General features: G+C 72.6%; 33 protein-coding genes and 1 riboswitch. Of the genes, 20 read left to right on the forward strand and 13 right to left on the reverse strand.

Features of this window, described 5'->3' with window-relative positions; all coding sequences use genetic code 11:
* The 4 genes from MKK52_RS20625 to MKK52_RS20640 form a co-directional block, all read right to left on the reverse strand.
* Nucleotides 1–198, reverse strand: a 198-nt coding sequence (locus MKK52_RS20625; protein WP_279597966.1) for a 1-deoxy-D-xylulose-5-phosphate synthase N-terminal domain-containing protein, incomplete at its 3' end; no start/stop codon positions are given.
* A gap of 38 nt (nt 199–236) precedes the next feature.
* Nucleotides 237–497 (reverse strand): exodeoxyribonuclease VII small subunit, encoded by a 261-nt coding sequence (locus tag MKK52_RS20630; protein WP_243957115.1) that lies wholly within the window; start codon nt 495–497, stop codon nt 237–239.
* Nucleotides 498–631: 134 nt separating this feature from the next.
* Nucleotides 632–1,144: a tyrosine phosphatase family protein gene (locus MKK52_RS20635; RefSeq protein WP_243957117.1), complete on the reverse strand. Its 513-nt coding sequence runs from the start codon at nt 1,142–1,144 to the stop codon at nt 632–634.
* Nucleotides 1,145–1,218: 74 nt separating this feature from the next.
* Nucleotides 1,219–1,443 carry a hypothetical protein gene (locus tag MKK52_RS20640; RefSeq protein WP_243957119.1) on the reverse strand — a complete coding sequence of 75 codons (225 nt, stop codon included), beginning with the start codon at nt 1,441–1,443 and terminating at the stop codon, nt 1,219–1,221.
* A 271-nt stretch (nt 1,444–1,714) separates the two neighbouring features.
* Between MKK52_RS20640 and MKK52_RS20645 the strand changes: the two genes are divergently transcribed.
* Nucleotides 1,715–2,272, forward strand: a complete 558-nt coding sequence (locus MKK52_RS20645) for a metallophosphoesterase (protein ID WP_243957120.1) — start codon at nt 1,715–1,717, stop codon at nt 2,270–2,272.
* Between the two features lie 154 nt (nt 2,273–2,426).
* On the forward strand, nt 2,427–3,125 hold the full coding sequence (locus MKK52_RS20650; protein WP_243957122.1) for a 50S ribosomal protein L25/general stress protein Ctc: 699 nt from the start codon (nt 2,427–2,429) through the stop codon (nt 3,123–3,125).
* A 61-nt stretch (nt 3,126–3,186) separates the two neighbouring features.
* On the opposite strand, the gene pdxH is transcribed toward MKK52_RS20650, so the two are convergent.
* The gene (gene pdxH / locus MKK52_RS20655) at nt 3,187–3,819 is read right to left on the reverse strand and encodes a pyridoxamine 5'-phosphate oxidase (RefSeq protein WP_279597953.1); all 633 of its coding nucleotides are present in this window, start codon (nt 3,817–3,819) and stop codon (nt 3,187–3,189) included.
* A 95-nt stretch (nt 3,820–3,914) separates the two neighbouring features.
* Between pdxH and MKK52_RS20660 the strand changes: the two genes are divergently transcribed.
* Entirely contained in the window at nt 3,915–4,427 is a 513-nt protein-coding gene (locus tag MKK52_RS20660; RefSeq protein WP_243957124.1) for an RT0821/Lpp0805 family surface protein, read from the forward strand.
* Nucleotides 4,428–4,469: 42 nt separating this feature from the next.
* On the opposite strand, the gene MKK52_RS20665 is transcribed toward MKK52_RS20660, so the two are convergent.
* Both MKK52_RS20665 and MKK52_RS20670 read right to left on the reverse strand, forming a co-directional pair.
* Complete coding sequence (locus tag MKK52_RS20665; RefSeq protein WP_243957126.1) at nt 4,470–4,775, reverse strand: hypothetical protein; 306 nt, start codon at nt 4,773–4,775, stop codon at nt 4,470–4,472.
* Nucleotides 4,772–5,683 carry an NlpC/P60 family protein gene (locus MKK52_RS20670; protein ID WP_243957127.1) on the reverse strand — a complete coding sequence of 304 codons (912 nt, stop codon included), beginning with the start codon at nt 5,681–5,683 and terminating at the stop codon, nt 4,772–4,774. The genes MKK52_RS20665 and MKK52_RS20670 overlap by 4 nt, the downstream gene beginning before the upstream one ends.
* A 254-nt stretch (nt 5,684–5,937) precedes the next feature.
* Between MKK52_RS20670 and MKK52_RS20675 the strand changes: the two genes are divergently transcribed.
* Nucleotides 5,938–6,270, forward strand: a complete 333-nt coding sequence (locus MKK52_RS20675; protein ID WP_243957129.1) for a hypothetical protein — start codon at nt 5,938–5,940, stop codon at nt 6,268–6,270.
* 6 nt (nt 6,271–6,276) lie between these two features.
* On the opposite strand, the gene MKK52_RS20680 is transcribed toward MKK52_RS20675, so the two are convergent.
* Nucleotides 6,277–6,999: an MgtC/SapB family protein gene (locus MKK52_RS20680; protein ID WP_243957131.1), complete on the reverse strand. Its 723-nt coding sequence runs from the start codon at nt 6,997–6,999 to the stop codon at nt 6,277–6,279.
* Nucleotides 7,000–7,200: 201 nt separating this feature from the next.
* Here MKK52_RS20680 and MKK52_RS20685 point away from each other — a divergent pair, with 201 nt between their 5' ends.
* The 9 genes from MKK52_RS20685 to crcB all read left to right on the forward strand — a co-directional run bounded on the left by MKK52_RS20685 (nt 7,201) and on the right by crcB (nt 14,997).
* Nucleotides 7,201–8,205 carry an AAA family ATPase gene (locus tag MKK52_RS20685; RefSeq protein ID WP_243957133.1) on the forward strand — a complete coding sequence of 335 codons (1,005 nt, stop codon included), beginning with the start codon at nt 7,201–7,203 and terminating at the stop codon, nt 8,203–8,205.
* A gap of 71 nt (nt 8,206–8,276) precedes the next feature.
* Nucleotides 8,277–9,131 carry a DUF58 domain-containing protein gene (locus MKK52_RS20690; RefSeq protein ID WP_243957243.1) on the forward strand — a complete coding sequence of 285 codons (855 nt, stop codon included), beginning with the start codon at nt 8,277–8,279 and terminating at the stop codon, nt 9,129–9,131.
* 18 nt (nt 9,132–9,149) lie between these two features.
* Nucleotides 9,150–9,614, forward strand: a complete 465-nt coding sequence (locus tag MKK52_RS20695; RefSeq protein ID WP_243957135.1) for a DUF4381 family protein — start codon at nt 9,150–9,152, stop codon at nt 9,612–9,614.
* Nucleotides 9,614–10,621: a VWA domain-containing protein gene (locus tag MKK52_RS20700; RefSeq protein WP_243957245.1), complete on the forward strand. Its 1,008-nt coding sequence runs from the start codon at nt 9,614–9,616 to the stop codon at nt 10,619–10,621. Before MKK52_RS20695 ends, MKK52_RS20700 begins: the two co-directional genes overlap by 1 nt.
* Nucleotides 10,618–11,544: a vWA domain-containing protein gene (locus MKK52_RS20705; protein WP_243957138.1), complete on the forward strand. Its 927-nt coding sequence runs from the start codon at nt 10,618–10,620 to the stop codon at nt 11,542–11,544. Before MKK52_RS20700 ends, MKK52_RS20705 begins: the two co-directional genes overlap by 4 nt.
* Complete coding sequence (locus tag MKK52_RS20710; RefSeq protein WP_243957140.1) at nt 11,544–12,449, forward strand: tetratricopeptide repeat protein; 906 nt, start codon at nt 11,544–11,546, stop codon at nt 12,447–12,449. Before MKK52_RS20705 ends, MKK52_RS20710 begins: the two co-directional genes overlap by 1 nt.
* Nucleotides 12,443–13,732 (forward strand): hypothetical protein, encoded by a 1,290-nt coding sequence (locus MKK52_RS20715; protein WP_243957142.1) that lies wholly within the window; start codon nt 12,443–12,445, stop codon nt 13,730–13,732. Before MKK52_RS20710 ends, MKK52_RS20715 begins: the two co-directional genes overlap by 7 nt.
* 173 nt (nt 13,733–13,905) lie before the next feature.
* Nucleotides 13,906–14,418 carry a hypothetical protein gene (locus MKK52_RS20720; RefSeq protein WP_243957145.1) on the forward strand — a complete coding sequence of 171 codons (513 nt, stop codon included), beginning with the start codon at nt 13,906–13,908 and terminating at the stop codon, nt 14,416–14,418.
* Between the two features lie 40 nt (nt 14,419–14,458).
* Nucleotides 14,459–14,534: riboswitch (Fluoride riboswitch) on the forward strand.
* Between the two features lie 73 nt (nt 14,535–14,607).
* Entirely contained in the window at nt 14,608–14,997 is a 390-nt protein-coding gene (gene crcB, locus MKK52_RS20725; protein WP_243957146.1) for a fluoride efflux transporter CrcB, read from the forward strand.
* Nucleotides 14,998–15,051: 54 nt separating this feature from the next.
* On the opposite strand, the gene MKK52_RS20730 is transcribed toward crcB, so the two are convergent.
* Nucleotides 15,052–15,882: a pyruvate, water dikinase regulatory protein gene (locus MKK52_RS20730; RefSeq protein WP_243957148.1), complete on the reverse strand. Its 831-nt coding sequence runs from the start codon at nt 15,880–15,882 to the stop codon at nt 15,052–15,054.
* Between the two features lie 430 nt (nt 15,883–16,312).
* Between MKK52_RS20730 and MKK52_RS20735 the strand changes: the two genes are divergently transcribed.
* From MKK52_RS20735 to MKK52_RS20745, 3 genes are read left to right on the forward strand one after another with little or no spacing between them, the layout of a single operon-like run.
* Nucleotides 16,313–17,437 carry a uroporphyrinogen decarboxylase gene (locus MKK52_RS20735; protein ID WP_243957150.1) on the forward strand — a complete coding sequence of 375 codons (1,125 nt, stop codon included), beginning with the start codon at nt 16,313–16,315 and terminating at the stop codon, nt 17,435–17,437.
* 4 nt (nt 17,438–17,441) lie between these two features.
* Entirely contained in the window at nt 17,442–17,873 is a 432-nt protein-coding gene (gene hemJ / locus MKK52_RS20740; RefSeq protein ID WP_243957152.1) for a protoporphyrinogen oxidase HemJ, read from the forward strand.
* 35 nt (nt 17,874–17,908) lie between these two features.
* A complete protein-coding gene (locus MKK52_RS20745; RefSeq protein ID WP_243957154.1) occupies nt 17,909–18,253 on the forward strand; it encodes a lysozyme inhibitor LprI family protein in 345 nt (114 codons plus the stop codon).
* A gap of 22 nt (nt 18,254–18,275) precedes the next feature.
* Here MKK52_RS20745 and MKK52_RS20750 read toward each other — a convergent pair whose 3' ends face one another.
* From MKK52_RS20750 to MKK52_RS20765, 4 genes are read right to left on the reverse strand one after another with little or no spacing between them, the layout of a single operon-like run.
* Nucleotides 18,276–18,680: a type II toxin-antitoxin system VapC family toxin gene (locus tag MKK52_RS20750; RefSeq protein WP_243957247.1), complete on the reverse strand. Its 405-nt coding sequence runs from the start codon at nt 18,678–18,680 to the stop codon at nt 18,276–18,278.
* Nucleotides 18,680–18,937, reverse strand: coding sequence for a type II toxin-antitoxin system VapB family antitoxin (locus MKK52_RS20755; RefSeq protein ID WP_243957156.1), 258 nt, complete (start codon nt 18,935–18,937; stop codon nt 18,680–18,682). Before MKK52_RS20755 ends, MKK52_RS20750 begins: the two co-directional genes overlap by 1 nt.
* A 60-nt stretch (nt 18,938–18,997) precedes the next feature.
* Nucleotides 18,998–19,972: an ATP phosphoribosyltransferase gene (hisG, locus tag MKK52_RS20760; RefSeq protein WP_243957158.1), complete on the reverse strand. Its 975-nt coding sequence runs from the start codon at nt 19,970–19,972 to the stop codon at nt 18,998–19,000.
* Nucleotides 19,969–21,108: an ATP phosphoribosyltransferase regulatory subunit gene (locus MKK52_RS20765; RefSeq protein WP_243957160.1), complete on the reverse strand. Its 1,140-nt coding sequence runs from the start codon at nt 21,106–21,108 to the stop codon at nt 19,969–19,971. Before MKK52_RS20765 ends, hisG begins: the two co-directional genes overlap by 4 nt.
* Before the next feature lie 254 nt (nt 21,109–21,362).
* On the opposite strand from MKK52_RS20765, the gene MKK52_RS20770 reads away from it, so the two are divergent.
* From MKK52_RS20770 to MKK52_RS20785, 4 genes are read left to right on the forward strand one after another with little or no spacing between them, the layout of a single operon-like run.
* The gene (locus MKK52_RS20770) at nt 21,363–22,085 is read left to right on the forward strand and encodes an SDR family NAD(P)-dependent oxidoreductase (protein WP_243957162.1); all 723 of its coding nucleotides are present in this window, start codon (nt 21,363–21,365) and stop codon (nt 22,083–22,085) included.
* Nucleotides 22,078–23,151, forward strand: coding sequence for a hypothetical protein (locus tag MKK52_RS20775; RefSeq protein ID WP_243957164.1), 1,074 nt, complete (start codon nt 22,078–22,080; stop codon nt 23,149–23,151). Before MKK52_RS20770 ends, MKK52_RS20775 begins: the two co-directional genes overlap by 8 nt.
* Nucleotides 23,148–23,603, forward strand: coding sequence for an NUDIX hydrolase (locus MKK52_RS20780; protein WP_243957166.1), 456 nt, complete (start codon nt 23,148–23,150; stop codon nt 23,601–23,603). Before MKK52_RS20775 ends, MKK52_RS20780 begins: the two co-directional genes overlap by 4 nt.
* Nucleotides 23,603–24,055, forward strand: a complete 453-nt coding sequence (locus tag MKK52_RS20785; RefSeq protein WP_243957168.1) for a TIGR02301 family protein — start codon at nt 23,603–23,605, stop codon at nt 24,053–24,055. The genes MKK52_RS20780 and MKK52_RS20785 overlap by 1 nt, the downstream gene beginning before the upstream one ends.
* Nucleotides 24,056–24,080 lie beyond the last annotated feature (25 nt).

Consider the following 24,080-nt stretch of genomic DNA (forward strand, 5'->3'; position numbering starts at 1 on the left):
CACATGGTGCAGGGCGACGGTGAGTTCGACGACGCCCAGCCCCGAGCCGAGATGGCCGCCGGTGATGGACACGGCGTCGATCATCTCGGCGCGCACGGCATCGGCCACGGCCTGCAGCTCGCCTTCCGGCACCGTCCGCAGATCCGACGGCTCGTTCACACGATCCAGCAACGCTGATTGCTCAGGGGTGATCGCCACGGTCACAACCTCATTTCCCACGGGACCGACCCGAGACTTCACGACACATCGAGGGGCGCCACACCCTCCGCCCGCCCATCGGCGGTGAGAGTGATCCGCTGGATCCGCGCCTCGGCCTGCTTGAGCAGGGCCTCACAGCGCCGCTTCAGTGCCTCGCCGCGTTCGTAGATCGCCACCGATTCGTCGAGCGGCACGTCGCCGCGCTCGAGCTTGCGCACAATCTCTTCGAGATGCTCCAGGGCCTTCTCGAACGGCAGGGCCTCGATCGACGGGTCGGTCGCTGGTGTCTCTGCGGTCATCCCTGACTCATCCTTTGTCCGGTTCTAAGGCGGCTTGCGAAGCGGGGACAACCCGGCCCGGCCGAAGCCGGGCCCGCCATCCGCCGCTTTTGCCCGGAACGGGCGCGTTTGCGCCACACCCGCTCCGGGCCGTGTCAGTCCAGGGCGAGGACGAAGGGCGTGCCCTCGAAGGCGTCGGCGCCGCGCCCGATTCGCGCGATGGCGGCGACCATCCTGCCGTCGCGCCCGAGCAGCCGGTCCGCGATCTCCACGAACAGCCGGTTGGGGGTGGCCGAAGGCGAGGCGGCGCGCAAGGCATCGGCGATGGCGCCCTCGTCCCGCTCCGGCGCCAGGGCGCAGGCGGCGATGTAGGCGGCGGCCGGCGAGCGGCTGATGCCGGCGTAGCAGTGGATCACCAGCGGCGTCTCCCGCGGCCACACGCGGATGAAGGCGAGGAGCGCCGCCACATGCTCCTCGCCGGGCAGGACATGGCCCGCCTGCGGTGCGGCGATATCGCTCACGCCGATCCGCGCGTGGTTCTCAGGCGGAATCGCGGCCGGGCGCTCGACGGGCATCCCGACGGTGACGAGGGTGAGGAGATGGCGCGCGCCCGTCGCGAGGACGGTGTCGGGCAGGCGCGAGAGCGGGCAGACGTGCAGAGTCGGCATCGTCCGCCCGTGCGATGCGATCGTGTCCGATCGAGGGCGGAGGGTGTCGGGGCCGAGCCCCGACAGGCGTCCGGTCAGGCCGCGTTGACGGCGAGCGCGTGCGGATTGCCGGCGAGGCCGGCGCAGAGGTCGTCGATCTCGGTGAGATCCAGGGCGTCGCCGGTCTGGCCGGCGATGGTGTCGATCAGGTGGTCCTGGCGCGGGTCGAAGGGGTGACCCTGCATCCGGTAGAATTGGTAGTAGCGCAAAGCGGCGAGGACGGTGTCGCGTTCTCGGTCGGTTACGGTGAAGTTCTGCATGGGTCTTCGCTTCCCCTTGTGGCTTCAACGAACGCCTGGACCGGACCGCGACGCCGCGGACCAAGCTTGGCCATTGTAGCGCGCGTGTCACAAGCGGGACAGTTCTTGACAGATCGCCCCGACGTGATTCGTTTTCGTTAGGATTTTCTGCCGTGCCGCTTCGTCTGCGGCGGCGGGACTGCGCGAGACTTTAAGCCGCTGTCTTTTTTTCGCCTTGCGGGCCGCGCCCCGGGCTCCACCTCGTCCGGGACGGAGCGAACAGCCGGAGCCGATGGCGACCTACTTCACCGCCGACACCCATTTCGGCGATCCGCATGTCCTGAGGCACGCCCGCGCGCGTTTCGGCACGGTGGAGGCCCATGACGAGGCGCTGATCGCCGCCTGGAACGCGGTCGTCGGGCCGGAGGATACGGTCTGGCACCTTGGCGACTTCGCCGTGGAGGCGAGCCGGGAACGCTGCGCGGACGTGTTCTCGCGGTTGCATGGGGTGAAGCACCTCGTGCGCGGCAACCACGATTCGAACCGCATCCTCGACCTGCCCTGGGCCGCGCCCCCCGTGGAGAGCATGCGCCTCACCGTGACGGACGGGACCGGCCGCGACCGGCGCCTGTTCCTGTCGCATTACGCGCACCGTGCCTGGCCCGGACTGTGGCGCGAGACGCTCCACCTCTTCGGCCACAGCCACGGCTGGCTCCCCGACACCAGCCGCTCCTGCGACGTGGGCATCGACGCCTGCGACGCGCGGCCGGTCGATCTCGACGCGATCCTCCTGCGCCTGCAGGCGGCAGAGCTGGTGCCGGAAGAGTTGGCCCGGCACGGGATGCGCTAGGCCACCGCCGATTGCCTTCCGGCGCTCATTTGTGTATCGCCACGGCGCGCCCCCGAGACACCCTTGGAGGCAGGGGCGCGCCGGGAAGGCTTGAGCCGTCCGCTTCGGGCGGCTTTTTCGCGTTCTGGCTCCAGCTATCTGAAGGATCACGCCTATGAGCGCCATCAAGTCGCTTGAGGCCGTGGCACGCGACCGGGTCGGCAAGGGGGCCGCCCGGGCCGTTCGTCGCCAGGGCCAGATTCCCGCCGTCATCTACGGCGCGGGCCAGCCGCCGGTCTCCATCGCCATCGACCTCATCCGGGCCCGCACACTGATCTATGCCGGCGGGTTCAAGACCACCGTGTTCGAGATCGCCGTGGGCGGCCGCAAGCTGCGCGCCATCCCGCGCGACTTCCAGCTCGATCCGGTCTCCGGCGTGCCGATGCACGTCGACTTCCTGCGGGTCGTCTCGGGCCAGACCGTGACGGTCGCCGTGCCGGTGCACTTCGTCAACGAGGACGCGGCCCCGGGCATCAAGCAGGGCGGCGGCACCCTCAACATCTCGCACCACACCCTCGAGCTCGACGTCGCCCCGGACCAGATCCCGGACGCCATCGAGGTCGACCTGACCGGCCGCCAGATCGGCGACGTGATCCACGTCTCCGACATCAAGATCCCGGCCGGCGCCTACACCGGCGAGTCGACCGATCCGGTCGCCAACATCGTCCCGCCGACGGTGCTGGGCGCCGAGGTCGAGGCCGAGGAGGCCGCGATCGCCGAGGCGCAGTCCGCCGAGGCCGCCGAGGAGAAGGCCGAGGCTGAGGCCGAAGCCGCCGAGGACGAGGCCGAGAAGAAGGCCGAGTCCGAGGACTGATCCTCCGGACATCCCACAGACGAGAAAGCCCCGGCCGCCCGGCTGGGGCTTTTTTCATGCCTCACGGGTAGAGGCGCGTGCCCCGCCAGCCCGCGCCGTCGCGCACGAACCGCACCCGGTCGTGCAGGCGGAACTCGCCGTTCCGCCAGAACTCGATGCTGCTCGGCAGGATGCGGAAGCCCGTCCAGTGCGGCGGGCGCGGCACTGGCCCGTCGCCGACCCGCTCCGTCACGGCGGCGACGGCGTCCATCAGCGCCGTCCGGTCCGCGACGGGCCGCGATTGCTGGCTCGCGATGGCGCCGATGCGGCTTTCCCGGTGGCGGCTCGCGAAATAGGCGTCGGCCTCCGCGTCGGTCACGCGCTCGACGGGGCCCCGCGCACGGATCTGCCGCCCCAGGCTTTTCCAGTGCAGGACCAGGGCGGCCTGCGGGTTCGCGGCCAGTTCCTCGCCCTTGGTCGATTGCGTGTTGGTGTAGAACACGAAGCCGCGCTCATCGAACGCCTTCAGCAGCACCACCCGCACGTCGGGCAGGCCGTCGCTGCCGGCCGTGGCCAGGGCCATGGCGTTCGGATCGTTCGGCTCCGTGGCCTCGGCCTCCTTCATCCAGGCCGCGAACAGGGTGACCGGGTTCTCGGCGCGGGTGAAATCTTCCGGGATGACGGGAGCCGGGCCACCGATCGTTAACTCGTTCAAGGGAAGACTCCTGCCTGCCACGTCCGGGGCCTGAGGGGGCAACGGCGCGTCCGTCGAACGCAAAAGACCGCCGTTGAGTCAGGTGTGATGGTCTGATGGTCTCGCGTCACTGTAAAGGTCTCCGGACCCTCGTTCCGGCGGGGGCTGCATTGTGCCTGGGCGTCGTCCTCGGGGGGTGCAGCCAGCCGCTGCTGCTGTTCCGGGGCACGCCGGAGCCGACGGCGTCCGCCGCCGTCGAGGAGCCCCTGACGACGGGCAGCATCGCGCCGCCCAAGACCTTCGGGCCGGACCTCAACGGCGAGGATTGGCGGCGGGCGCAGGCCGCGCTGACGGTCGCCCTCGATCCGCAGGGCAACGGCCGCCCGGTGAAGTGGGACAACCCCGATTCCGGGATGCACGGCTCGGTGAACCCGACCGGCCTGCCCTACGTGGCGGACGACCGGATCTGCCGGAACTTCCTCGCCTCGGTCATCGGCTCGGAGAAGAGCCGCTTCGTGCGCGGCACGGGCTGCAAGCCCTCCGGCGGCGAATGGACTTTGCAGGCGATGCACAAGGCCGCCCCGCCCGCCAGGGAGCCGGGGAAGGGCCTGGACAAGGCGGAGGAGTGAAGGGCGGGCGGCCCCGGTGAGCCGCCCGCGCCGTCGCCGATCTCAGTACGGGTAGCCGTAATAGGGCCGCATCCGCAGGCGGCCGGCCGGCTCGGGCTGCGGGCCGGGGGGCACCACGTAACGGGAGGCCGCATCCGGCGCATAGGTCTGCAGGTAGGAGTCGTAGCCCGGATCGCGGTAATTGCCGTTGTTGACGCCGGCCGAGCGGTCGTTGCCGCTGAGCGCCGCGTAGGGCGAGAGGCCGCTGCCCGCATCGCCGCCGCCACCGCCGCCGCGCGCGAGGGCCGCGCCGGGCAGAAGGACGAGGAGGGCGCCGCCGAGGGCGAGGCCGAGTCGAGTGCCAGTCATTCCGGGTCTCCGGGTTTGCGAACTTGACATTGGAACGGGTCCGCCGGGGCGGCGGTTCCTGGCGCCAGCCGGCGGAAGGATGTCACGGGGCCGTAGCTGTTGGCCAGGATGCGCGCCCGCGCCTCCGCCAGGGGCTCCACCGCCACCGCCATGTGGTGGCCGTTGGCGTGGAGGAGGGTGGTGGCGTCGCGCATCATCCCGACATGGCCGCGCCAGAACACCAGATCCCCGCGTCGCAGCCCGGCGGGATCGTTGGGCAGGTCGGTGCCGAGGCCGCGCTCCTGCATGTCGGCGTCGCGGGGGCAGTCGCGGCCCGCGAGGTGCAGGCAGAGCTGCACCAGCCCGGAGCAGTCGAGCCCGAGGCTCGTGCGCCCGCCCCAGAGATAGGGCGTGCCGACGAGCCGCTCGGCGGTGCCGACGAAGTCGGGGGCGGTGAAACCCGCTTCCCGGCAATGGGCGGCGAAGACGAAGCCGCCCGGCGTCGCGAGATAGTCGCCCTCCCGTCCGGTCGCGGTGAGGCGGGCGCCGAGGCCGAGATGGCCGCGCGGCGGCCGCTTCAGGTCCGGCGCCGGGTAGAGGAAGCTGCGCAGAGCCGTGACCACATGGGTCGGCTCCGGATCGGCCGGGCCGAGGCTGCCGACGGGCAGGTAGCCGACATAGCCGTCGCGCGTGAGCTGGACGAAGGCGTGCCCGTCCTCCTCTGCGTAGAAGGTGACGGCGTCGCCCAGCACGGCCTCGGTCTCGGTGCCGGAGGCGTCCGAGGGCGTCCGCCGCAGGGGGGCGGAGGGGACGACGACGCGCCGCGCCTGCCCCGTGACGAAGCGTGCGGCCTCGACCTGCCCACGCAGGGCGGCATCCGCCAGATGCGGCCGGGCGGGCGTGAGGCGCGGATCGAACGGCAGGGTCATGGGCGTAGGATAGGCCCTGCCGGGTTAACGCGAAACGCGGGCGCCACCCGCCGGCTCGATGGATCGGAGCCCCGCGGGCGCGGCCCGCCATTCATGCGGCATGCCGTCGCGCCGGGATGCCCCGTCGGGGGCCATCCGTCCATGCCACGGGCCGTTCCCAGCGCGGGCGACCCATCCGATCACCATCGTTTGATGCACTGCACAACCAGCCTCGGGCGCGCTATGCTTGAGGCATGAAGACCGCGAGTCGTCCCGTGAAGAAGACACAGAAGAGCTTCGCCGACCTTCCGCCGATCCGGGTGCGCCGCGAGCCGCCGACGATCGTCGAGGCGGTGGCCGCCGCCCAGGACTTGGCCGACGATGTCGAGCAGCAGGTGGAGATCGCCGCCGGGCTGATCGGCCTTCCCGCCGACGAGGTCCGCCCGCATGTGCTGGCCGCCAAGCGCGCCAAGCCGGAGCGGGCGCCCGAGCGTATCCTCAGCCACGCGAGCCCGAGCCGCGCGCCCCGCACCGTCATCGTCGAGCGCCGCGTCCGGCCGACGGTGGTGGTCGAGCGCCGCATCCGCCCGCTGACGCCGCCCCGCTGAGCCGGTTCAGTCGGCCGTCGTCTGGCTGGTCCAGGTGGCGTGGCGGATGCCGGGGGCCTTCTCCAACTCGGCCGTGACCGCGTCGAGCTCCGACGCCTCGACGGCGCTGGCCGTTAGGGTGGCGATGACGTCGACCGCGTCCTCGCCCCGCTCCTCGATCTCGATGGCGCTGACGGGGTAGTTCGCCGCCTCCAGCCGCTCGATCAGCAGGTCCTGCGCCGGCCCGGTGGCGCCCGGCGCCGTCGTCACCTGAACCTCGTAGGTCGCCTCCGTCTCCGATTCGCGGATCGGCAGGCGGTCGATGAGCTTCACGAGGGGCCGCAGGGCCGTGTTGCAGGCGAGCACCGTCGCCGTGACGAAGGTCGCCTCCAGGGGCATGTCCGCCCCGGCGAAGGCGCCCACCGCCGCCGAGCACCAGAGCGTCGCGGCCGTGTTGAGGCCGCGCACGTTCATCCCCTCCTTCATGATCACGCCGGCGCCGAGGAAGCCGATGCCGGAGATCACGTAGGCCACGGTGCGGGTGCCGCCCTCGCCGCCGGTGAGGCGCATCCCGAGATCGACGAAGGCCGAGGCGCCCACCGCCACGAGCACCGCCGTGCGCAGGCCCGCCGTGCGCTGGCGGTACTGTCGCTCGGCACCGATGAAGGTGCCGAGGCAGAAGGCCACGAAGAGGCCGAGGGCGGATTTCACCGGCTCGGGGAGGTCGGCGTAGGCGAAGGCGGCATGCATGGCGGCCCGCTCATCCTCCGCGCCTGTGAAGAAACCGTGACACGATGCCCGCAAACGGCCCGGCCCACGCAGGATTGACGGGCCCACGCCCGGCGGGCACACCCGAGACGGCTCGAGAGAGCCCGTGCGCGACACGGGACCCGGCCGCGAGGAGACGTGCAGGATGCCGGATTGCGCCGACCTGTCGGGACCAATCCACTCATGAGCGGCGCGGCCCTCGCCGACCGCCCCTCGCCGGGAACCGATCCCTCCGGCCTGCACGGGCGGGTGCTCGCCCTGCGCGACGGGCTGGAGACCGGCCTGATCGGCGCCTCCGGCCTCGTGGAACGGCTGCTCATCGGCCTCCTCACCGGGGGCCACCTGCTGATCGAGGGCGCGCCCGGCCTCGCCAAGACCCGCGCGGTGAAGCGCCTCGCCGAGGGGCTCGACGGCTCCTTCGCCCGCATCCAGTGCACCCCGGACCTGATGCCCGCCGACCTCACCGGCACCACCGTGTGGCGCCAGGACAGCGGGCATTTCGAATTCCTGCCCGGCCCGCTCTTCCACGCCCTGGTGCTGGTGGACGAGGTGAACCGAGCCCCCCCCAAGGTGCAGTCGGCGCTGCTCGAATCCATGGCCGAGGGGCAGGTGACGGTCTCCGGCGAGACCCACCGCCTGCACGACCCGTTCATGGTGGTGGCCACCCAGAACCCGATCGAGCACGCGGGCACCTTCCCCCTGCCCGAGGCGCAGCTCGACCGCTTCCTGCTCCACGTCGTGGTGGACATGCCCGACGCGGCTTCCGAGCGGGCGATCCTCGACCTCGTGGAGGGCGAGATCACCCACCGCATCGCGCCGATGCCGATCCGCCTGTCGATGGAGGACGTGCGCGCGGCCCGCGAGGCGGCACTCGCCACCTACGTCTCCCCGGCGCTGAAGGACTATCTCGTGCGCCTCGTGGCGGCGACCCGCACCGACGAGGCCGCGCCGGACCTGCGCGGCGCCATCGAACACCCGGCCTCGCCGCGCGGGACGCTCGCCCTGATGATGGCCGGCAAGGCGCGGGCGTGGCTGCGCGGGCGCGACCACGTCATCCCCGAGGACATCACCGAGCTGGCGCGGGACGCCCTGTCCCACCGGATCGGCCTGACCTGGCGGGCCTCCGCCGAGGGCAAGACCGCCCGGGGGCTGATCGACGACCTCGTGCGGCGGGTGAAGGCCCTTTGAGCCGAGGGACAGTGGCACCGTCCCGAGATCCCACCCGGGATCCTGTGATCCACCTCTCGGGCGAGGCGCTGATGGGCTTACGCCACCTCGCCCGGCGGGGCGCGGCGCCCGTGACCCGCACCCTCGCCGGCCTGCCGGGGGGCATCGTCACCAAGCGGCGGGGCCGGGGCTCCGAGCCGGAGGACGTGCGCCTCTGGGCCGAGGGCGACGACCGCCGCCACATCGACCGCAACGCCACCGCCCGCACCGGGCAGTTGCACGTGCGCACCCACCACGACGAGCGCGACCGGGCGGTGATCCTGCTCGCGGATTTCCGGCCCTCCATGCTGTTCGGCACGAAGCGGACGCTCCGCTCGGTCGCGGCCGCCGAGGCGCTGGCCCTCCTCGGCTGGCGGATCGTCGCCGATGGCGGGCGCGTCGGCCTCGCCGTGGCGACCGCCTCGGGTGAGCCCACCGTCCTGCGCCCGGCGGGGGGCGAGCGCGCCATGGCCTCCGTGACCGGCGCCCTCGCGGTGGCCCACGCCCAGGCCCTGGAGGCGGCGCGGGCGGAGGACCCGCCCCTCGAACCCCTGCTCGGCATCGCCGCGAGCCTCCTGCCGTCGGGCGGGCATCTCGTGATCGCCAGCGCCCTCGACGCCCCCGGCCCCGATTTTGAGCGCCTGCTCGGCCTCGTCGCCGAGCGGGTCTCGGTGCGCCTCCTGCTGGTGAGCGACGCCTTCGAACGCGCCCGGCGGCCGGGCTTCTTCCCCTTCGCCCTCTCGGACGGGCGGCGGGGTTCGCTCCGGGCCGACGGCACGGGCGAGCGGATGCTCGATGCCCGCCTCGCGGACTACGCCGCGCGCGGCATGGCCGGCCTGCGCCTCGACGTGGAGGCGGGACCGGAGGCCTACGCGCCGCTGATGGAGCGGCTCGATGCCGTGCTCTGAGACCGCGCGGGGCCGCCCGTGACCCCCGCCGACGCCCCCGCGACCCTCGACCAGTTGCGCGGCCTGCACCTGCCGGGCGGCGCGAGCGGCCCCGTGCCCGGGGAGATCCTGCTGGCGCTGATCCTCGGCTTCGGCGCCGCCCTCCTCGTCGGCCTGCTGCGTGTCGTGGTGAGCCGGGTCCGGGCCAGCGTCCGCCGGGCGGCGCTCGCCGACCTCGCCGGAAGCCGCGTGCTGCCCCCGGCGGAAAGGATCCTCGCCCAGGCGCGGTTGCTGCGCCGCCTCGTGCGCACCCTCGACGGCGACGAGGCCGCCTCCGCCCACGGCGCGCCTTGGGCCGCGCGCCTCGACGCGCGTCTGCGCACCGACTTCTTCACCGCCGGCGCCGGGCGCGTGCTGGTGGACGGGCTCTACCGGCGCGAAGTGCCCGACCCCGCGCTCCTCGACGCGGAGCTGACCCGGCTGATCGGGAGGCTCAAGGCATGATGCCCGGTTGGCTCGCCGCCTTCGTCTCCGGCTTCGACCTCGCGGCCCCCTGGCTGCTCCTCGCCCTGCCGCTGCCGCTCCTCGCCGCGCGGCTCCTGCCCCGCGAGCAGGTGGAAGGCGGCGCCCTGCGCGTGCCCGGCACGCTCGCCGCGAGCACGGGCACCGGCCACGAGGGCGCCGGTCGCGGCCGCCGCCGGGCCGCCCTGGTCTGGGGCCTGTGGATCTGCCTCGTCGCCGCCCTCAGCGGGCCGCGGGTGGTGATGCCCTCGGCCGCGCTCCCGGCTTCGGGGCGCGAGATCATGATCGCCATGGATCTCTCCGGCTCCATGGAGCGGCGCGACTTCTCCCTCGACGGCGAGACCGTGAGCCGGCTGGCGGCGGTGAAGCGCGTCGGCGCCGACTTCATCCGCCGCCGGGCGGGGGACCGGATCGGCCTCGTCCTGTTCGCGGACCAGGCCTACGTCGCCGCCGGGCTGACCTTCGACACCGCCTCCGTCGCCCGCGCCCTGGAGGAGGCGACGATCGGCATTTCCGGCCGCTCCACCGGCATCGGCGACGGGCTCGGCCTCGCGCTGCGCCGCCTCGACCCGCGCGACGCGAACATTCCCGAGGGGCGCCCCGCCGCGACCAAGGCGGTGGTGCTGCTCTCGGACGGCGCCAACAACGCCGGCCAGACCGCGCCGAAGGACGTGGCCGACCTCGCCAAGGAGATCGGCGTGCGCGTCTACACCATCGCGCTCGGCCCCCGCGACCTCGCCAACGCCGACGGCGAGCAGGACGTGGTCGACAGCGAGACCCTGAAGGCCATGGCCGAGACGAGCGGCGGGCACTTCTTCCGGGTGAAGACCACGGACGACCTCGTCACCGTGGCGCAGGCCATCGACACCCTGGAGGGCGGACGCACCCCGCCCCCGCCGCTGCCCCTGCGCAAGGATCTGTGGGTGTGGCCGGGCGCCCTGGCGCTGGCCTTCGCCGTGGGGCTGCTCGCCGTGCGGAGGAGCGCATGACGCTCGCCGGCCTCACCCTCCTGCGGCCGTGGTGGCTCGTGGCGCTCCCCGTCGTCGTCGCCCTAGCGCTCTATGCCGTGCGCCGGGCGGCGCCGCTCGGCGATTGGGGCCGGGAGGTCGATCCCGCCCTGATGGCCTACCTCTCGCGCACCGGATCGGTGCTCGGCGGCAAGCGCGGCGCCAACCTCGCGGCGGGGCTCTGCGCGGCGGGGCTCGTCCTCGGCCTCGCCGGCCCGGCGGTGGAGCGCCGGGACACCGGCACGTTCCGCAACCTCGACGAGACGATCCTCGTCGTCGACCTGTCGCGCTCGGTCGCCGAGGGCGGCAACCTGCAGGGCGTGCGCGAGGCCGCCGCCTCCGTCGCGCAGGCCGCCGGCACCCGCCCCGTCGCCCTGGTGATCTATGCCGGCGACGCCTACCTCGCCGCCTCGCCCACCACCGACCGGGACAGCCTCGGCACCACGCTCTTCTCCCTCGACGCCGACACGGTGCCCGACCGGGGCAGCCACCCGGAGCGCGGCCTCGCCCTCGCCAGCCGGACCCTTGCCGAGGCCAACGTGATCGCCGCCGACGTGGTGCTGATCAGCGACGGCGACGGCATCGGCGAGGCCGCCCTGCGCGAGGCCGGGGCGATCCGCGCCCGGGGCTGGCGCCTCGACACCCTGTTCGTCCCCGCCACCAAGGCCCTGCCGCCGGGCGTGCCGAAGCCGGATCCCGGCCCGCTCCAGCGCCTCGCGGCGGCGGGCGGCGGCACCAGCGCCGAGATCCGCGCCGCGACCCCCGTGCTCGATGCCGTGGCCGCGCCCACCGCCCAGCACCTCGCGGCCGGCGGCTACGGCGTCGTCGCCTTCGCCGACCTCGGGCGTTGGCTGCTCGCCCTGGCGGCCCTGCCCGCCCTCCTGCTGTTCCGACGGAGCGCCTGATGCCGGCCGCCCTCGTGTCACCCCGGACTCTCGGCCTGCCGCCGGCGTGGCGGAGGAGTGCGCGGATCGGCGGGCTCGTCCTCGTCGGCCTGGGGATCGTGACCCTCGTCGCCCTGTCGCAGCCGCGAACCGGTGTCGGGCGCCTGCTGATGAGCGTCCACCTGCCCGGCCTCGCCGCGCGGGTGTTCGAGGACCCCGCATGGCGGGCCGCCGCCCTCTACGAGGCGGGCCGGCTGGACGAGGCCATCGCCCTGTTCCGCAACGGCGGGCGCCGGGCGAGCTACAACCTCGGCAACGCGCTCGCCCGCTCCGGCGACCTGCAGGGTGCCATCGCCGCCTACGACGAGGCCCTGCGCTTCAACCCCCGCGACGCCGATGCCCAGGCCAACCGCTCGCTGATCGCCCGGATGCTGGAAGAGGCGATCGACCGCGGCCCCGGCGGCGGCATCGCCAACGGCACGGCGCAGTACGGCGCCCGCTACAACAAATCCGCCCACCAGGACCCGAACGACGACGTCAACGCCTCGTCCAGCGGCGAGGGCCTCGCCGGCAACCGCGAAGCGAGCAGCAGCGCCTCGCTGCCCGGCAACAGCGCCGTCGCCCGGCGGGGGCGCTCCGAGCAGGCCGCCATCGACTCGGCCGGCGGCAAGGCGCGCGGCTCGGTGGGCGACGCCGCCGGGCGCGGCCGCTCCGGCACCGGCCCCGCCATGGTCGCCGAGGCCCCCGAGCGCGAGGCCCGCCGGGTGACGAAGAGCTTCGAGGCGCACGAGATCCGCCCCGACCGCCTGTGGCTCCAGACCCTGCCCGACGATCCCGGCCGCTACCTCAAGCTCCGCCTCAAGGCCGAGCAGGCCCGCCGCGTCGAGGCCGGCACCGCCATGCCCGCCGGGAGCAACCCATGGTGATCTTTTGGGACTGGAGTCGCGGGTGGCGGCGAGGGAGGGTTGGGCTTCTCGCCGGGTTGCTGCTGGCCGGGATGTCGCTGCCCGCCCTCGCCGAGGTGGAGCCCGGAGATCTCACCCTCACCGTCACGCCCGAACTGAACGGCGGGGCGGCGCCCTACACCCGCGAGATGGTGCTCCTGAAGATCCACGGGGTCTACCGGCAGCCGATCCTGCTGGAGGAGGTGATCCAGCCGCCGCTCGCCAACTTCACCTGGACGCAGCTCGGCCGCGACCATTGGAGCAAGACCCGCCTCCCCGACGGCCAGACCGCCATCGCCTTCGACCGGACGGTGGCGATCTTCCCGCACCATGCGGGCGCGTTCACCATCGAGCCCTTCGTCCACCGGCTGACCGTCAACGACGTCGGCGAGCGCAAGGTGGTGGACGTGCGCTCGCAGCCGATCCCCTTCACCGTCGCAGCCTGGACCGCCCCGACCGGCGGCCCCGACGCGAAGGAGCCCTGGTGGCTCCCCGCCCGCGACGTGAGCATCACCGATTCGTGGAGCCGCGATCCGGAGACGGTGAAGATCTACGAGACCGTGCGGCGGACGGTGGTGCTGGAGGCGCAGGGGATGCTCGCCGAGGGCCTGCCGCCCCGGCCGGTCCTGCGCACGCGCGGCATCATCACCTTCGCCGGGCCGGTCGTCCGCGAGACCATCATCACCCCCGCCGGCCCCGTCGCCCGCGCCACCTATGTCTGGGACGTGAAGCCCGGCGTGCCGGAGGTGATCCCCCTCGACGCCATCGCCATCCCGTGGTTCGACACGGTCTCGCGCACCATGCGCGAGGCCGAGATCCCCGCCCGCCAGATCGGCGGCGGCCTGCCCGACCGGGAGACCGACGGGGCCAAGGGCGCCGCCGCCTCCGCGCTGATCGCCGTGGCGGCGGGCGTGCTGGCCTTCGGGCTCGGCCTCGCCCTCCTCGGCTTCCGCCGGGAACGGGGGACGCTGCGCCTACCCCCCTCCATCGCCCGCGACCTGCGCCGGGCCGCCCGGGCCGGCGACGCCAACGCCGTCCGCGCCGCCGTGGCGGCGGGCGAGGCCGCGATGCCCGCCCTCGCCCGCCGCTGGCGGGAGCGGCCCGAGACCCGCGCGGCGCTGGCCGCCCTCGACCGCGCCGTCTACGGCCCGACCGGGGGCGCAACGCCGGACCTCGTCGCCCTGGCCCGCGCCCTGACGAAGAGCGAGCCCGGCCGGGCTTTCGGCCCCGCCCCCGTGCTGAAGCCCCTCGACGGACCTGCATGATGTTGCCTTTTTTTCAGGCAGGCCGTGGTTTTGAGCAAACGCTCAAGTCCTGAGCATGTTTTGGGCAAGCATCAATATTTTGCACTATCTTGCGTCAACTGCATTCGCTCCGTAGACCGAACACCAACGGACGAAGAGTCCGCGTTTTCGCTGTCGCCCGGAGGACTAAACCGATGCCGCATACCACCGAAGTCAAGGACCGTTTCCGCACCCGTCTCGCCGCCGCCGATGCCCGCAGCAACGGCTTCCGGCAGAAGCTTCTGGATGACGGTAGCCGCGCCCTCCAGCCGGTGATCGAGGTGCTGAACCTGATGGCCGAGGTGCTGAACGAGGAGCACAACGCCCATGGCTGCATCACCGGGACGGAGTTGCTGATCGACACCGACAACTTCGTCACCCTCTGCGCCAAGCTGCGCGGGGTCGACAGCGAGCAGAAGATCAAGATCAAGTACGGCCCCGAACTCGGCGGCAAGAACTATATTTCTATTTCCGGCCTGCATCAGCGCTACAACGAGCGCCTCGTGCCGGGTTCGAGCGCCAGCGCGCATATCGGCCGGGTGATCGGCAGCGACATCCATCTCGACGAGCATCGCGGCGCCGACCTCGCGGAGGTGGTCCGGGACGTGATCGAGGATTTCTACGTCGCGCAGATCGAGCAGCGCAGCCACTTCGCCGTCGCGGCGTAGGGGCGGGCCCTTTCCCTCGTCCCGTCCGTGCGTTAACTCTCGACGGGATGGGGATGGAGCTCCCCGACAACCGCCTTGCCGGATGACCGGCCAGGGCTGATGGCTCCTACCGCAAGGGCGGCTTCCGCCTGCGGTGGGGGCGTGCCCGCATCGCGGCCGGGCCGCCCGTCCAACCGGGACGGGACAGGCATGATCAACACCCTCATCGTTTTCCTCGGCGCCGGGATCGGCGGCGGGTTTCGCCATGGATTCAACGTGGCGGTGTCGCGGACGCTGCCGGGCCTGGGCTTTCCCCTGGCGACGCTCCTTATCAACGTGCTGGGCTCGTTCCTGATGGGCGTGCTGGCCGAAGGCTTCGCCCTGCACGGCGCAGCGGGCCACCCCGCCCGTCTGCTCCTGACGACGGGCGTGCTCGGCGGCTTCACCACCTTCTCGACCTTCTCCCTCGATGCCATCGCCCTGTACGAGCGGGGCGAGACGGCCCTCTCCGCGGGCTACGTCCTGGCCTCGGTCGCGGGTGGTCTCCTTGGCCTGATCGCCGGCATGGCCCTGGTGCGGACGGTGCTCAGCGGATCATGACGGGGATCCCAAAGGGCAAGCCCTTTGGTGGGGTCCAGGGGCAAGGCCCCTGGATCATTCCGCGATGAACTTCATCCGGTGGTCGCGATGCAGGTCGAGGATGGCGGCGGCCGTCTCCTCAATCGACCGGCGCGTCACGTCGATGGTCGGCCAGCGGTTCTTGATGAACAGCCGCCGGGAGGCGGTGATCTCGTCGGCCACCGCCTCGCGGTCGACATACATCGAACTCTCGTCGGCGTTCAGGCTCGACAGCCGGTTCTGGCGGATCTGGATGATCCGCTCCGGCGAGGCGAACAGCCCGACGATCAGGGGCTTGCGCGCCGCCTCGATGGCCGGCGGCATCGGCATGCCCGGCACGAGGGGCAGGTTCGTAGTCTTCAGGCCGCGGTTGGCGAGGTAGATCGAGGTCGGCGTCTTCGAGGTTCGGCTGACGCCGAGCAGGATGACATCCGCCTCCTCCAGATCCTCCGGCAGGTTGCCGTCGTCGTGGGCGAGGGTGAAGTTCATCGCGTCGATGCGCTTGAAGTACTCGGCGTTCAGCATGTGCTGGGCGCCGGGGCGCGCCGCCTTCTGCGTGCCGAGGTAGGATTGCAGCAGGTCGTGGACCGGCTGCAGCACCGACAGGCAGGGCGAGCCCGACTCCCGCGCCGCCATCTCCAGCCGCTGGCCGAGGTCGCCCCCCACCAGGGTGTAAAGCACGAGGCCGGGTGCGGCACGGATCTCCGAGATCACCCGTTCCAGCTGCGAGGCGGAGCGGACGAGGGGATAGACGTGCTCGATGGCCGAGACGCCCTCGTACTGCGCCGCCGCCGCGCGCCCGACATTGATGAGGGTCTCGCCGGTGGAATCCGACACGAGATGAAGGTGGAAGTAGCTGCGGCCCATACGCGGCGTCTCCGGCCGGTTCGGTTATCCAACGGCGACCGCCGGGGAGTCGATAAGTGTGGATAGGCAGGCCCGGTCGGCCGGTCCAGAGCAGAACCCCGTCCGGCTATCGACTCCTGCATACACAGGCCGTCAAATCGGGGCGGATTCCGCACCCGGTTCGGGAAAAGCCGGACACGCAGGGTCCGGACCGGCTCACCGCCCGGCGCAAGGCCTTGAGCAGGAACCCTCTTCCATCATCTTCGCGCAAATCCTTTAAAGCTCCGTTAACGGCGCCGAACCGGGGATCGGGTGTGGATACGGTTGCGCTCCCGCTCATCAGCCTCCAAGAGAAAAAACAGAGTCTAAGATTCTCTCTCTCTCTTTATGAGAGGTCCCCTGGGGATCGTCGCGACCGGGCCGGTTGGCGAAGAAACGGGTACGGGAGCGCATGACGGTTCAACCGGACAGGACGATGCTGAAGGTGCTCTCGGGCGAGGCGGTCTGGCCGCCTCCGGCCTGGATGATGCGCCAGGCGGGACGCTATCTGCCGGAGTATCGCGCCACCCGGGCGACGGCGGGCTCCTTCCTCGACCTGTGCTACACGCCCGACTTCGCCGTGGAGGTGACGCTCCAGCCGATCCGCCGCTTCGGCTTCGATGCGGCGATCCTGTTCTCCGACATCCTCGTCGTGCCCCACGCCCTCGGCCAGGACGTGCGCTTCGTGGAGGGCGAGGGCCCACGCCTCGATCCCCTGAGCGACCGCGCCGCCTTCGAGCGCCTGCGCGAGGCGGGTGACGGGGCGGTGATGACCCACCTCGCCCCCGTCTTCGAGACGGTGACGCGGCTGCGGGCCGAACTGCCGGCGGAGACGACGCTGCTCGGCTTCTGCGGCGCGCCGTGGACCGTGGCGAGCTACATGATCGGCGGCCGGGGCACCCCGGACCTCGCCCCCGCCCGGGCGCTCGCCGAGGGCGACACGGCGCTGGTGGACGAACTGATCGACCGCCTCGTCACGGTGCAGACCGACTACCTCGTGCGCCAGCTCGAGGCCGGCGCCGACGCCGTGCAGATCTTCGAATCCCATGCCGGCACCCTGCCGAGGGCGGTCCCCGTCTCTGCCGACGTGGTCGAGCCGGTGGGCGACGTCACCGAGAGCGCCCTGCCGGGCGGGGCGACGGCGGACGCCCTCACCCGCTGGTCGCTCCGACCCATCGCCCGGATGATCGCGGGTGTCCGCGCTCGAGTGCCGGACGCCAAGATTATCGTCTTCGCCCGGGGCTCGGGCCTCGATGGCCATGCCCGCGTGGTGCCCGAGACCGGCGCCGACGCGGTGGGTGTCGATTGGGGCGTGGATCTGAAGGCCCTGCGGGGCCGCGTACCGGCCTCGACGGTCACGCAGGGGAACCTGCACCCCGAAACGCTGATCGAGGGTGGCGCGGCCCTGGACGCGGCCGTGGACGGCATCCGCGAGGCCGTGCAGGGCTTGCCCCACGTCTTCAACCTTGGCCACGGGATCACGCCGCAGACGCCGGTGGCCCATGTCGAGCGGATGCTCGCCCGGCTGCGGGGCTAGGGGCGTGCTCTACGACTGGATCAAGGCCGGGCACATCGTGAGCCTCATCGCCTGGATGGCGGCGATGCTCTACCTGCCCCGGCTGTTCGTCTATCACGCGAGCCTGCCGCCGGGCTCGGAGGCGCAATCGGCGACCTTCAAGATCATGGAGCGGCGGCTGCTCAAGGCGATCATGACGCCCGCCATGATCGCGACCTGGGTGTTCGGGCTGACGCTGGCCTGGATGAGCGGCTACTACGCCGCCCATTGGCTCCAGGCGAAGTTCGCCCTGGTGGTGGCGATGTCGGGCATCCACGGCTGGCTCGCCCGGATGGTCAAGGACTTCGCCGCCGACCGGAACACCCGGGGGCACAAGTTCTACCGGGTGATCAACGAGGTGCCGACGCTGCTGATGATCGTCATCGTGGTGCTGGCGACGGTGAAGCCGGGCTTCTGACCGGGAGCCTCCGGCAGGCTCGTCCGTTATCGGCCATGCGCCGCACGACCTCCGCCCTCGCCTTCCTCCTCGTCCTCGCCGGCGGCTCCGCCGAAGCGGCGAGCTTTGCCTGCGACAAGGCCGAGGCCCCGGACGAGAAGGCGATCTGCGCCCATCTTCCCCTCAACGACCGGGACGTCGAGATGGCGACCCGGTTCGAGATCCTGAAGGCGGTGCTGCCGATGGGCGGCCAGTCGAAGCTGCGCGAGGACCAGGAAACCTGGCTCACCGAGCGCCGCACCTGCGCCGCCGACGTGGAGTGCCTGCGCAACGCCTACGACGCGCGCCTCAAGGTGCTGCGCGGGGTGCTGTCGGAATTCGCCAAGCAGGGGCCGCAGTAGAGCGGGAAGCCCAACGGGCCCCCTATTCCGCCAGGGCCGGCTCGATGTCCGTGTGCGGGAAGTCGTTGCCCTTGAAGAGCAGCGTCGCGCCATAATGGTGGGCGCAGGCATAGGCGAAGCAATCGCCGAAATTCAGCGAGGCCCGGTGCCGGCCCTTGCCGTAGCGTTCGAACGCATCGAGCGCCCCGTCCCCGACCTCGGGGGGAACGGCCATCACCACGATGCCGGCGAGGGCGAGATACTCGGCGATGGCCTCCCGCACCTCCCCGAGGGGAAGGCCCAGGCGGCGGGCGACGGCGATCGTCGCTTCCCACACCGCCAGCGGCGACGTGATCCGTCGTTCCGCGCGCATCAACCCGGCCGCAAGCCTTCTGGCGTCCTCCTCATCCGTGAGGATCGCCGTGAGCGCCGACGCGTCCACGAACATCATTCGCGCTCGTAGAGGCTGTCGATGAAGGCCTTCTCGGCGGGCTGGCCGGAGCCGGCGCGCGCCCACAGGCGCCGCGTGAAGGCGAGCGTACGCTCCACGAGGTCGGCCTCGCCACGGGTGCGCGCACTCTCCTTGGCGCGCGCGATCTCGTTGAGCAGGGCCTGCCGGACGGCCTCGGTCTTGGTCGATCCCCTAAGCGTCATCAGCTCGTCGGCCAGAGCATCGACCTGCGGATCCTTCACGTAGAGGGGCACGGACTCACCTCGAGGGATATCCCGAATGATCTTAGGGGATATCCCGCGATCCGTCCAACCTCACAGCCGCGCCAGCAGCCGCTCCGCCAGCGGGTTCTCGGCCGCGAAGGCGTAGTCGATCCGGCGGACGCTCACCGCCCGCGCGCCGGCCTGGACCAGGGCCTCGGCGAGGTCGATGGCGCCGGCCTCGGGGCAGCGCAGGACGATCTCGCCGTCGGCACCCTCCGGGGCGCCGTAGGGCAATTCGGCCTCGTGCAGGCCCGCCAGGGTGGCGAGGTCGATGGCGCCCGCCTCGGGCATGCCGGCGCGGACCTCGCGGGTGGTGCGGGCTCGCTCCTCGGCACTGATGCGGCCGAGCACGGCACGTAGCGCCCCGCGCTGGGCCTCGCCCCAGTTCGCCTTCAGGGAGGCGACGAGGTTCGCCTCCGAGCGCAGGATGATCCCGTCGTCGAGGATCTTCAGGGCGTTGGCGGCGAGCGTCGCCCCCGTGGTGGTGATGTCCACGATGATCTCGGCCGAGCCCGCCGCCGGGGCGCCCTCGGTGGCGCCGAGGCTTTCCACGATCCGGTAATCGGCCACGCCGGTCTCGGCGAAGAACCGGCGTGTGAGGTTCACGTATTTCGTCGCGACGCGGAGCCGGCGGCCGTGGCGCACGCGCATCGTCGCGGCGACCTCGTCGAGGTCGGCCATCACCCGCACGTCGATCCAGGCCTGGGGCACGGCCACCACCACCGTGGCGTTGCCGAAGCCGAGCGGCGTCAGCAATTCCACCTGCCCGCGCACGTCGGGCAGGGTCTCGCGGATCAGGTCCTCGCCGGTCACGCCGAGATGGGCGGCGCCGGAGGCGAGCTGGCTCGCGATCTCGGAGGCCGAGAGGTAGCGGACCTCGACGCCGGGCACGCCGACGAGCTTGCCGCGGTAATCCCGCGCCCCCGCCCCCTGCGCCAGCTTGAGGCCGGCGCGGGCGAAGAAGGCGTTGGCGTTCTCCTGCAGGCGCCCCTTGGAGGGCACCGCCAGCACGAGGGCATCGCTCATCGCCCGGCTCCCGTCGCCCGTTCGATCCAGAAGGTGCAGCCCACCGCCGGCAAGGGCGCGGCGCTGCCGAGATGGGCGAGCAGGCCGTCGTAGCGCCCGCCGCCGACCAGCACCGGCCCGTCCCCCTCGGACACCTCGAAGATGAAGCCGGTGTAATAGTCGAGGTTGCGGGCGAAGCCGCCCTGGAAGCGGAAGCTCTCGATCGGCAGCCCCCGCGCGGCGATGAAGCCGGTGCGCTCCTCGAACAGGTCGAGGGCGGCGTCGAGCGCCCCATGGCGCACCCCCGCATCGGCGACCAGCGCCCGCAGGTCCCGGGCCGCTGCGTCGGGATCGCCCGTCACCGCGCGGTAGCGGTCGAGGATCGCCCGGTTTTCGGCGTTGAGCCCGGCGCCCCCATTGGCCTGCGCCGTCGCCTTGCCGAGGAAGCGCTCGGCGATCTCGCCCGCGCTGCGCCCGCCCACCGCCGAGATGCCGGCGATGGCGAGCACATCCTCCACGAAGGCGCGCACGCCCTGCGGGTCCTGGCCCTGGATGGCCGCGAGCAGGCCAGCGTGGCGGTCCTCGCCGGGAGCGCCCTCCGCGCCATTGGTCACGGCGTCGAGGGAGCGGCCGGCGGCCAGCGCCCGCAGCGTGCGCCGCTTGGCGGCCGGCGGCACGGCCAGGCCGTCGAGGAGGGCCACCGTCAGCCCCATGTCGCCGAGGCGGACGGACGGGCTCGTCCGGCCGAGGAGGGCGAGCCCTTCGAGCGCGAGGCTCAGGACCTCGGCGTCGGCGGCCGGGGTGTCGGTGCGGCCGAACGATTCGATGCCGGCCTGGACGATTTCGGCGGGCTCCCCGGCGGTGAGGCGGAAGACCGGCCCGGCATAGCTGTAATCGGCCGCCTGCCCGTCCGCCCGCTGGCGGTGCAGGCGGCAGACGGGGATCGTGAATTCCGGCCGCAGGCACAGTTCGGCCCCGCCGGAATCCTGCGTGACGAAGATCCGCCGCCGGATGTCCTCGCCGGAGAGTTCGAGGAACGGCTCGATCGGCTGAAGGACCGGGGGCGTCACGGGCGCATAGCCGGCCGCCGCGAGATGGGCGATCAGCCGGGCCTGTGCGGGCTCAGCCGTTTCCGTGTCGGGCTCCGGTCGCGTCATGGTCATCCTCTTGCGGCCGCTCTGTAGCAACCGCCGCGCGGCTTGGCGACACGATGCGCGCAGGGGAGACGCGCGTGGTTATGCGCAGATCGGTTCGGCGTCGACCCACGGGCCCGGTTGAATCGCCGGCCCTGGATTTCCCGCGCCCGTCCGCCTAGACGTTGCAGTGCACCGGCGGGACCGGCCCCCCGGGATCCCCGCGCGACAGTGAGGCTCCGACAGTGGCCCTCTCCCCCAACGAACGTCGGCGCATCATGCTGCTCACGGGCGCCAGCCGCGGCATCGGCCACGCCACCGTGAAGCGGTTCTCCGCCGCCGGATGGCGCGTCATCACCTGTTCCCGCCACCCGTTCCCCGAGAATTGCCCGTGGGAAATGGGGCCGGAAGACCACCTGCAGGTCGATCTCTCCGACGCGGCCGACACGGTGCGCGCCGTCGAGGAGGTGCGCGGACGCCTCGCCGCCGAGGGCGGGGTGCTGCACGCGCTGGTCAACAATGCCGGCATCTCGCCCAAGGGGCCGGAGGGAGAGCGCCTCGGCGTCCTCTCCACCGGCTTCCCCGACTGGCAGCGGGTGTTCCAGGTGAACTTCTTCGCCACGATCCTCCTGGCCCAGGGGCTGCGCGACGAACTGGCCCGGGCCAAAGGCTCGGTGGTCAACGTCACCTCCATCGCCGGCTCGCGGGTCCACCCCTTCGCCGGGTCGGCCTACGGCACGTCGAAGGCGGCGCTCGCCGGCCTGACCCGCGAGATGGCGGCCGATTTCGGCCCGCTCGGTGTCCGGGTGAACGCGATCTCGCCCGGCGAGATCGACACCTCCATCCTCTCGCCGGGGACGGAGAAGATGGTGGAGCAGATCCCGCAGCGCCGCCTCGGCACCCCGGACGAGGTCGCCAAGGCGATCTACTTCCTGTGCACCGAGGCCTCGTCCTACGTGAACGGCGCCGAGCTGCACATCAACGGCGGACAGCATGTCTGACGCGCCGGGGCGCGCCCGCCTCGCGATCCTGCTCGTCCTCCTCGCCGCCGGCCCGGCCCGCGCCGAGCCGAGCGTGCGCATCCTCGACCTCCCGTTCAAGGTCCGCGAGATGCGCGGGCCGCGCAGCGAGGTCGCCGTCGCGGTGGCGACCTCCGGTCTCCTGCCCATCGCCCGCGCCGGCAAGGAGCCGGTCCCCCTCATCCTCGTCTGGGGGGAGGAGGGCGGCGCCATCCTCACCGTGGAGAACGGCCGCATCGCCGCCAAGCCGGTCGGCCGGGAGGCGGTGGAAGACCTCGTCGCCTCCGAGACCCCGCGCGGCGCCCTGCCCGGCATCCGCCGCGCCCTCGACGGGCCGCTGAGCGCCTTCCTCACCGGCCGCACACGCGGCCCCGACGGTGCCCCCGCCGCGACGACCCTCACCCTGCGCGAGCGCCAGCCCCTGGCGGTGAGCACCGATCCGAAGCCCGTGCCGGTGGCCACCGCCGCCCTCCCGGCCGGGGACGGGGCGGTGTTCGCCCCGCGCGCGCCGTGGATCGTCTCCCTCGCCGGGCGCCCGGCCGTGCTCGCCGCGACCCTGACGGGCGCGGAATCCGGGAGCCTCGTCCTCGCCACCCGGCCGGCCGCCAATTCCCCCACCTGGACGCTCGGCGCTCGCACGGAGCCCGGCCCCCGCCCCGCCATCGCGGCGGTCGGCGATTTTTCCGGCAAGGGCCTGGGCGTCGCGACCGTCGATGCCACCGGGCGGCTGAAGCTCTGGAGCCTTGCCCCCGACAGGATCGAGCCCGGCCCCGAAGCCGCCGGCTACACCCTCGGCGATGGCGGGGCCGACCTCGCCGATGCGCTTCCCCGCGAGGGCGGGGCGGATCTCGCCGTTCCGGTAGCGGGCGTGCCGGCCCTCGCCATCGTCTCGGCCCGCCAGGGCCTGAGCGAGCGCGCCCGCGTGACGCTCCCCGCCCCGGCCGGCACAGGCGTTGCTGTCCTCGGCGAGGGCGCACTCGCGCGCCTCGTGGTCGGGCTCGGCGACGGGCGGGTGGCGGCCGTCGCCCTCGACGGGGGGACGCCGTGAGCGAGGGCGAATCCCGCACCTTCCCGGCCCGGCCCTTCGTCGGCGCCTCTATCGCGGTGATCCGGGACGGGCGCGTGCTGCTGGCCTCCCGCGCCAACGAGCCGATGCGCGGCGTCTGGACCCTGCCCGGCGGCCTCGTGGAGGCGGGCGAGACCCTGGCCGAGGCGGCTTTGCGCGAACTCACCGAGGAGGTCGGGATCACCGCCGAGGTGGTCGGCGTGCTCTCCCCCACCGAGATCATCGTCCGCGACGAGGCGGGCCGGGCGCGGCACCATTACGTCGTCCATCCCCATGCCGCCCTGTGGTGCGGCGGCGAGCCCGGTCCCGGGCCGGAGGCCCTGGGCGTGCGCTGGGCCACCCTCGACGAGATCGCCGGCCTCGAGACCACGCCGGGGCTGATCGGCACCCTGCGCGAGGCCTTCGCGCGGCTCGATGCCCGGGGAATCGCCTGATGCGGCCCGTCCCGTGGCATCGCGCCGCCGCCCTCGCCCTGGCCGTGGCGCTCGTCGCCCCGCCTGTCCAGGCCCAGCAGCGGGCGAAACCGCCCGCGAAGGAGGCGACCAAGGAGCAGCCCAAGGAGCCTGCGAGCCCGGCGGACGTCCCGGCGCCCTACGACCGCGACCTGATGCGGATGGCCGAGGTGATCGGCTCCCTCGCCTTCCTGCGCGGCCTTTGCGCCACCCCCGACGCGGCGGAATGGCCGGCGCGGATGAAGGCGCTGATCGAGGCCGAGGGGATCACCCCCGCCCGGCGGGACAGGCTGGCCGGGGCCTACAACCGGGGGTATCGGAGCTACGCCCTCACCTACCGGGTCTGCACGGCGGCGGCGCACGAGGCCGCCGCCCGCTTTCTCACCGAGGGCGAACGCCTCTCCCATGCCCTGGCCGGGCGGTTCGGTGGATGAGATGATGCAGGTCTGCCACAGGGTC

Source organism: Methylobacterium sp. J-067 (assembly GCF_022829465.1).
GTDB classification, from domain to species: Bacteria; Pseudomonadota; Alphaproteobacteria; order Rhizobiales; family Beijerinckiaceae; genus Methylobacterium; species Methylobacterium litchii.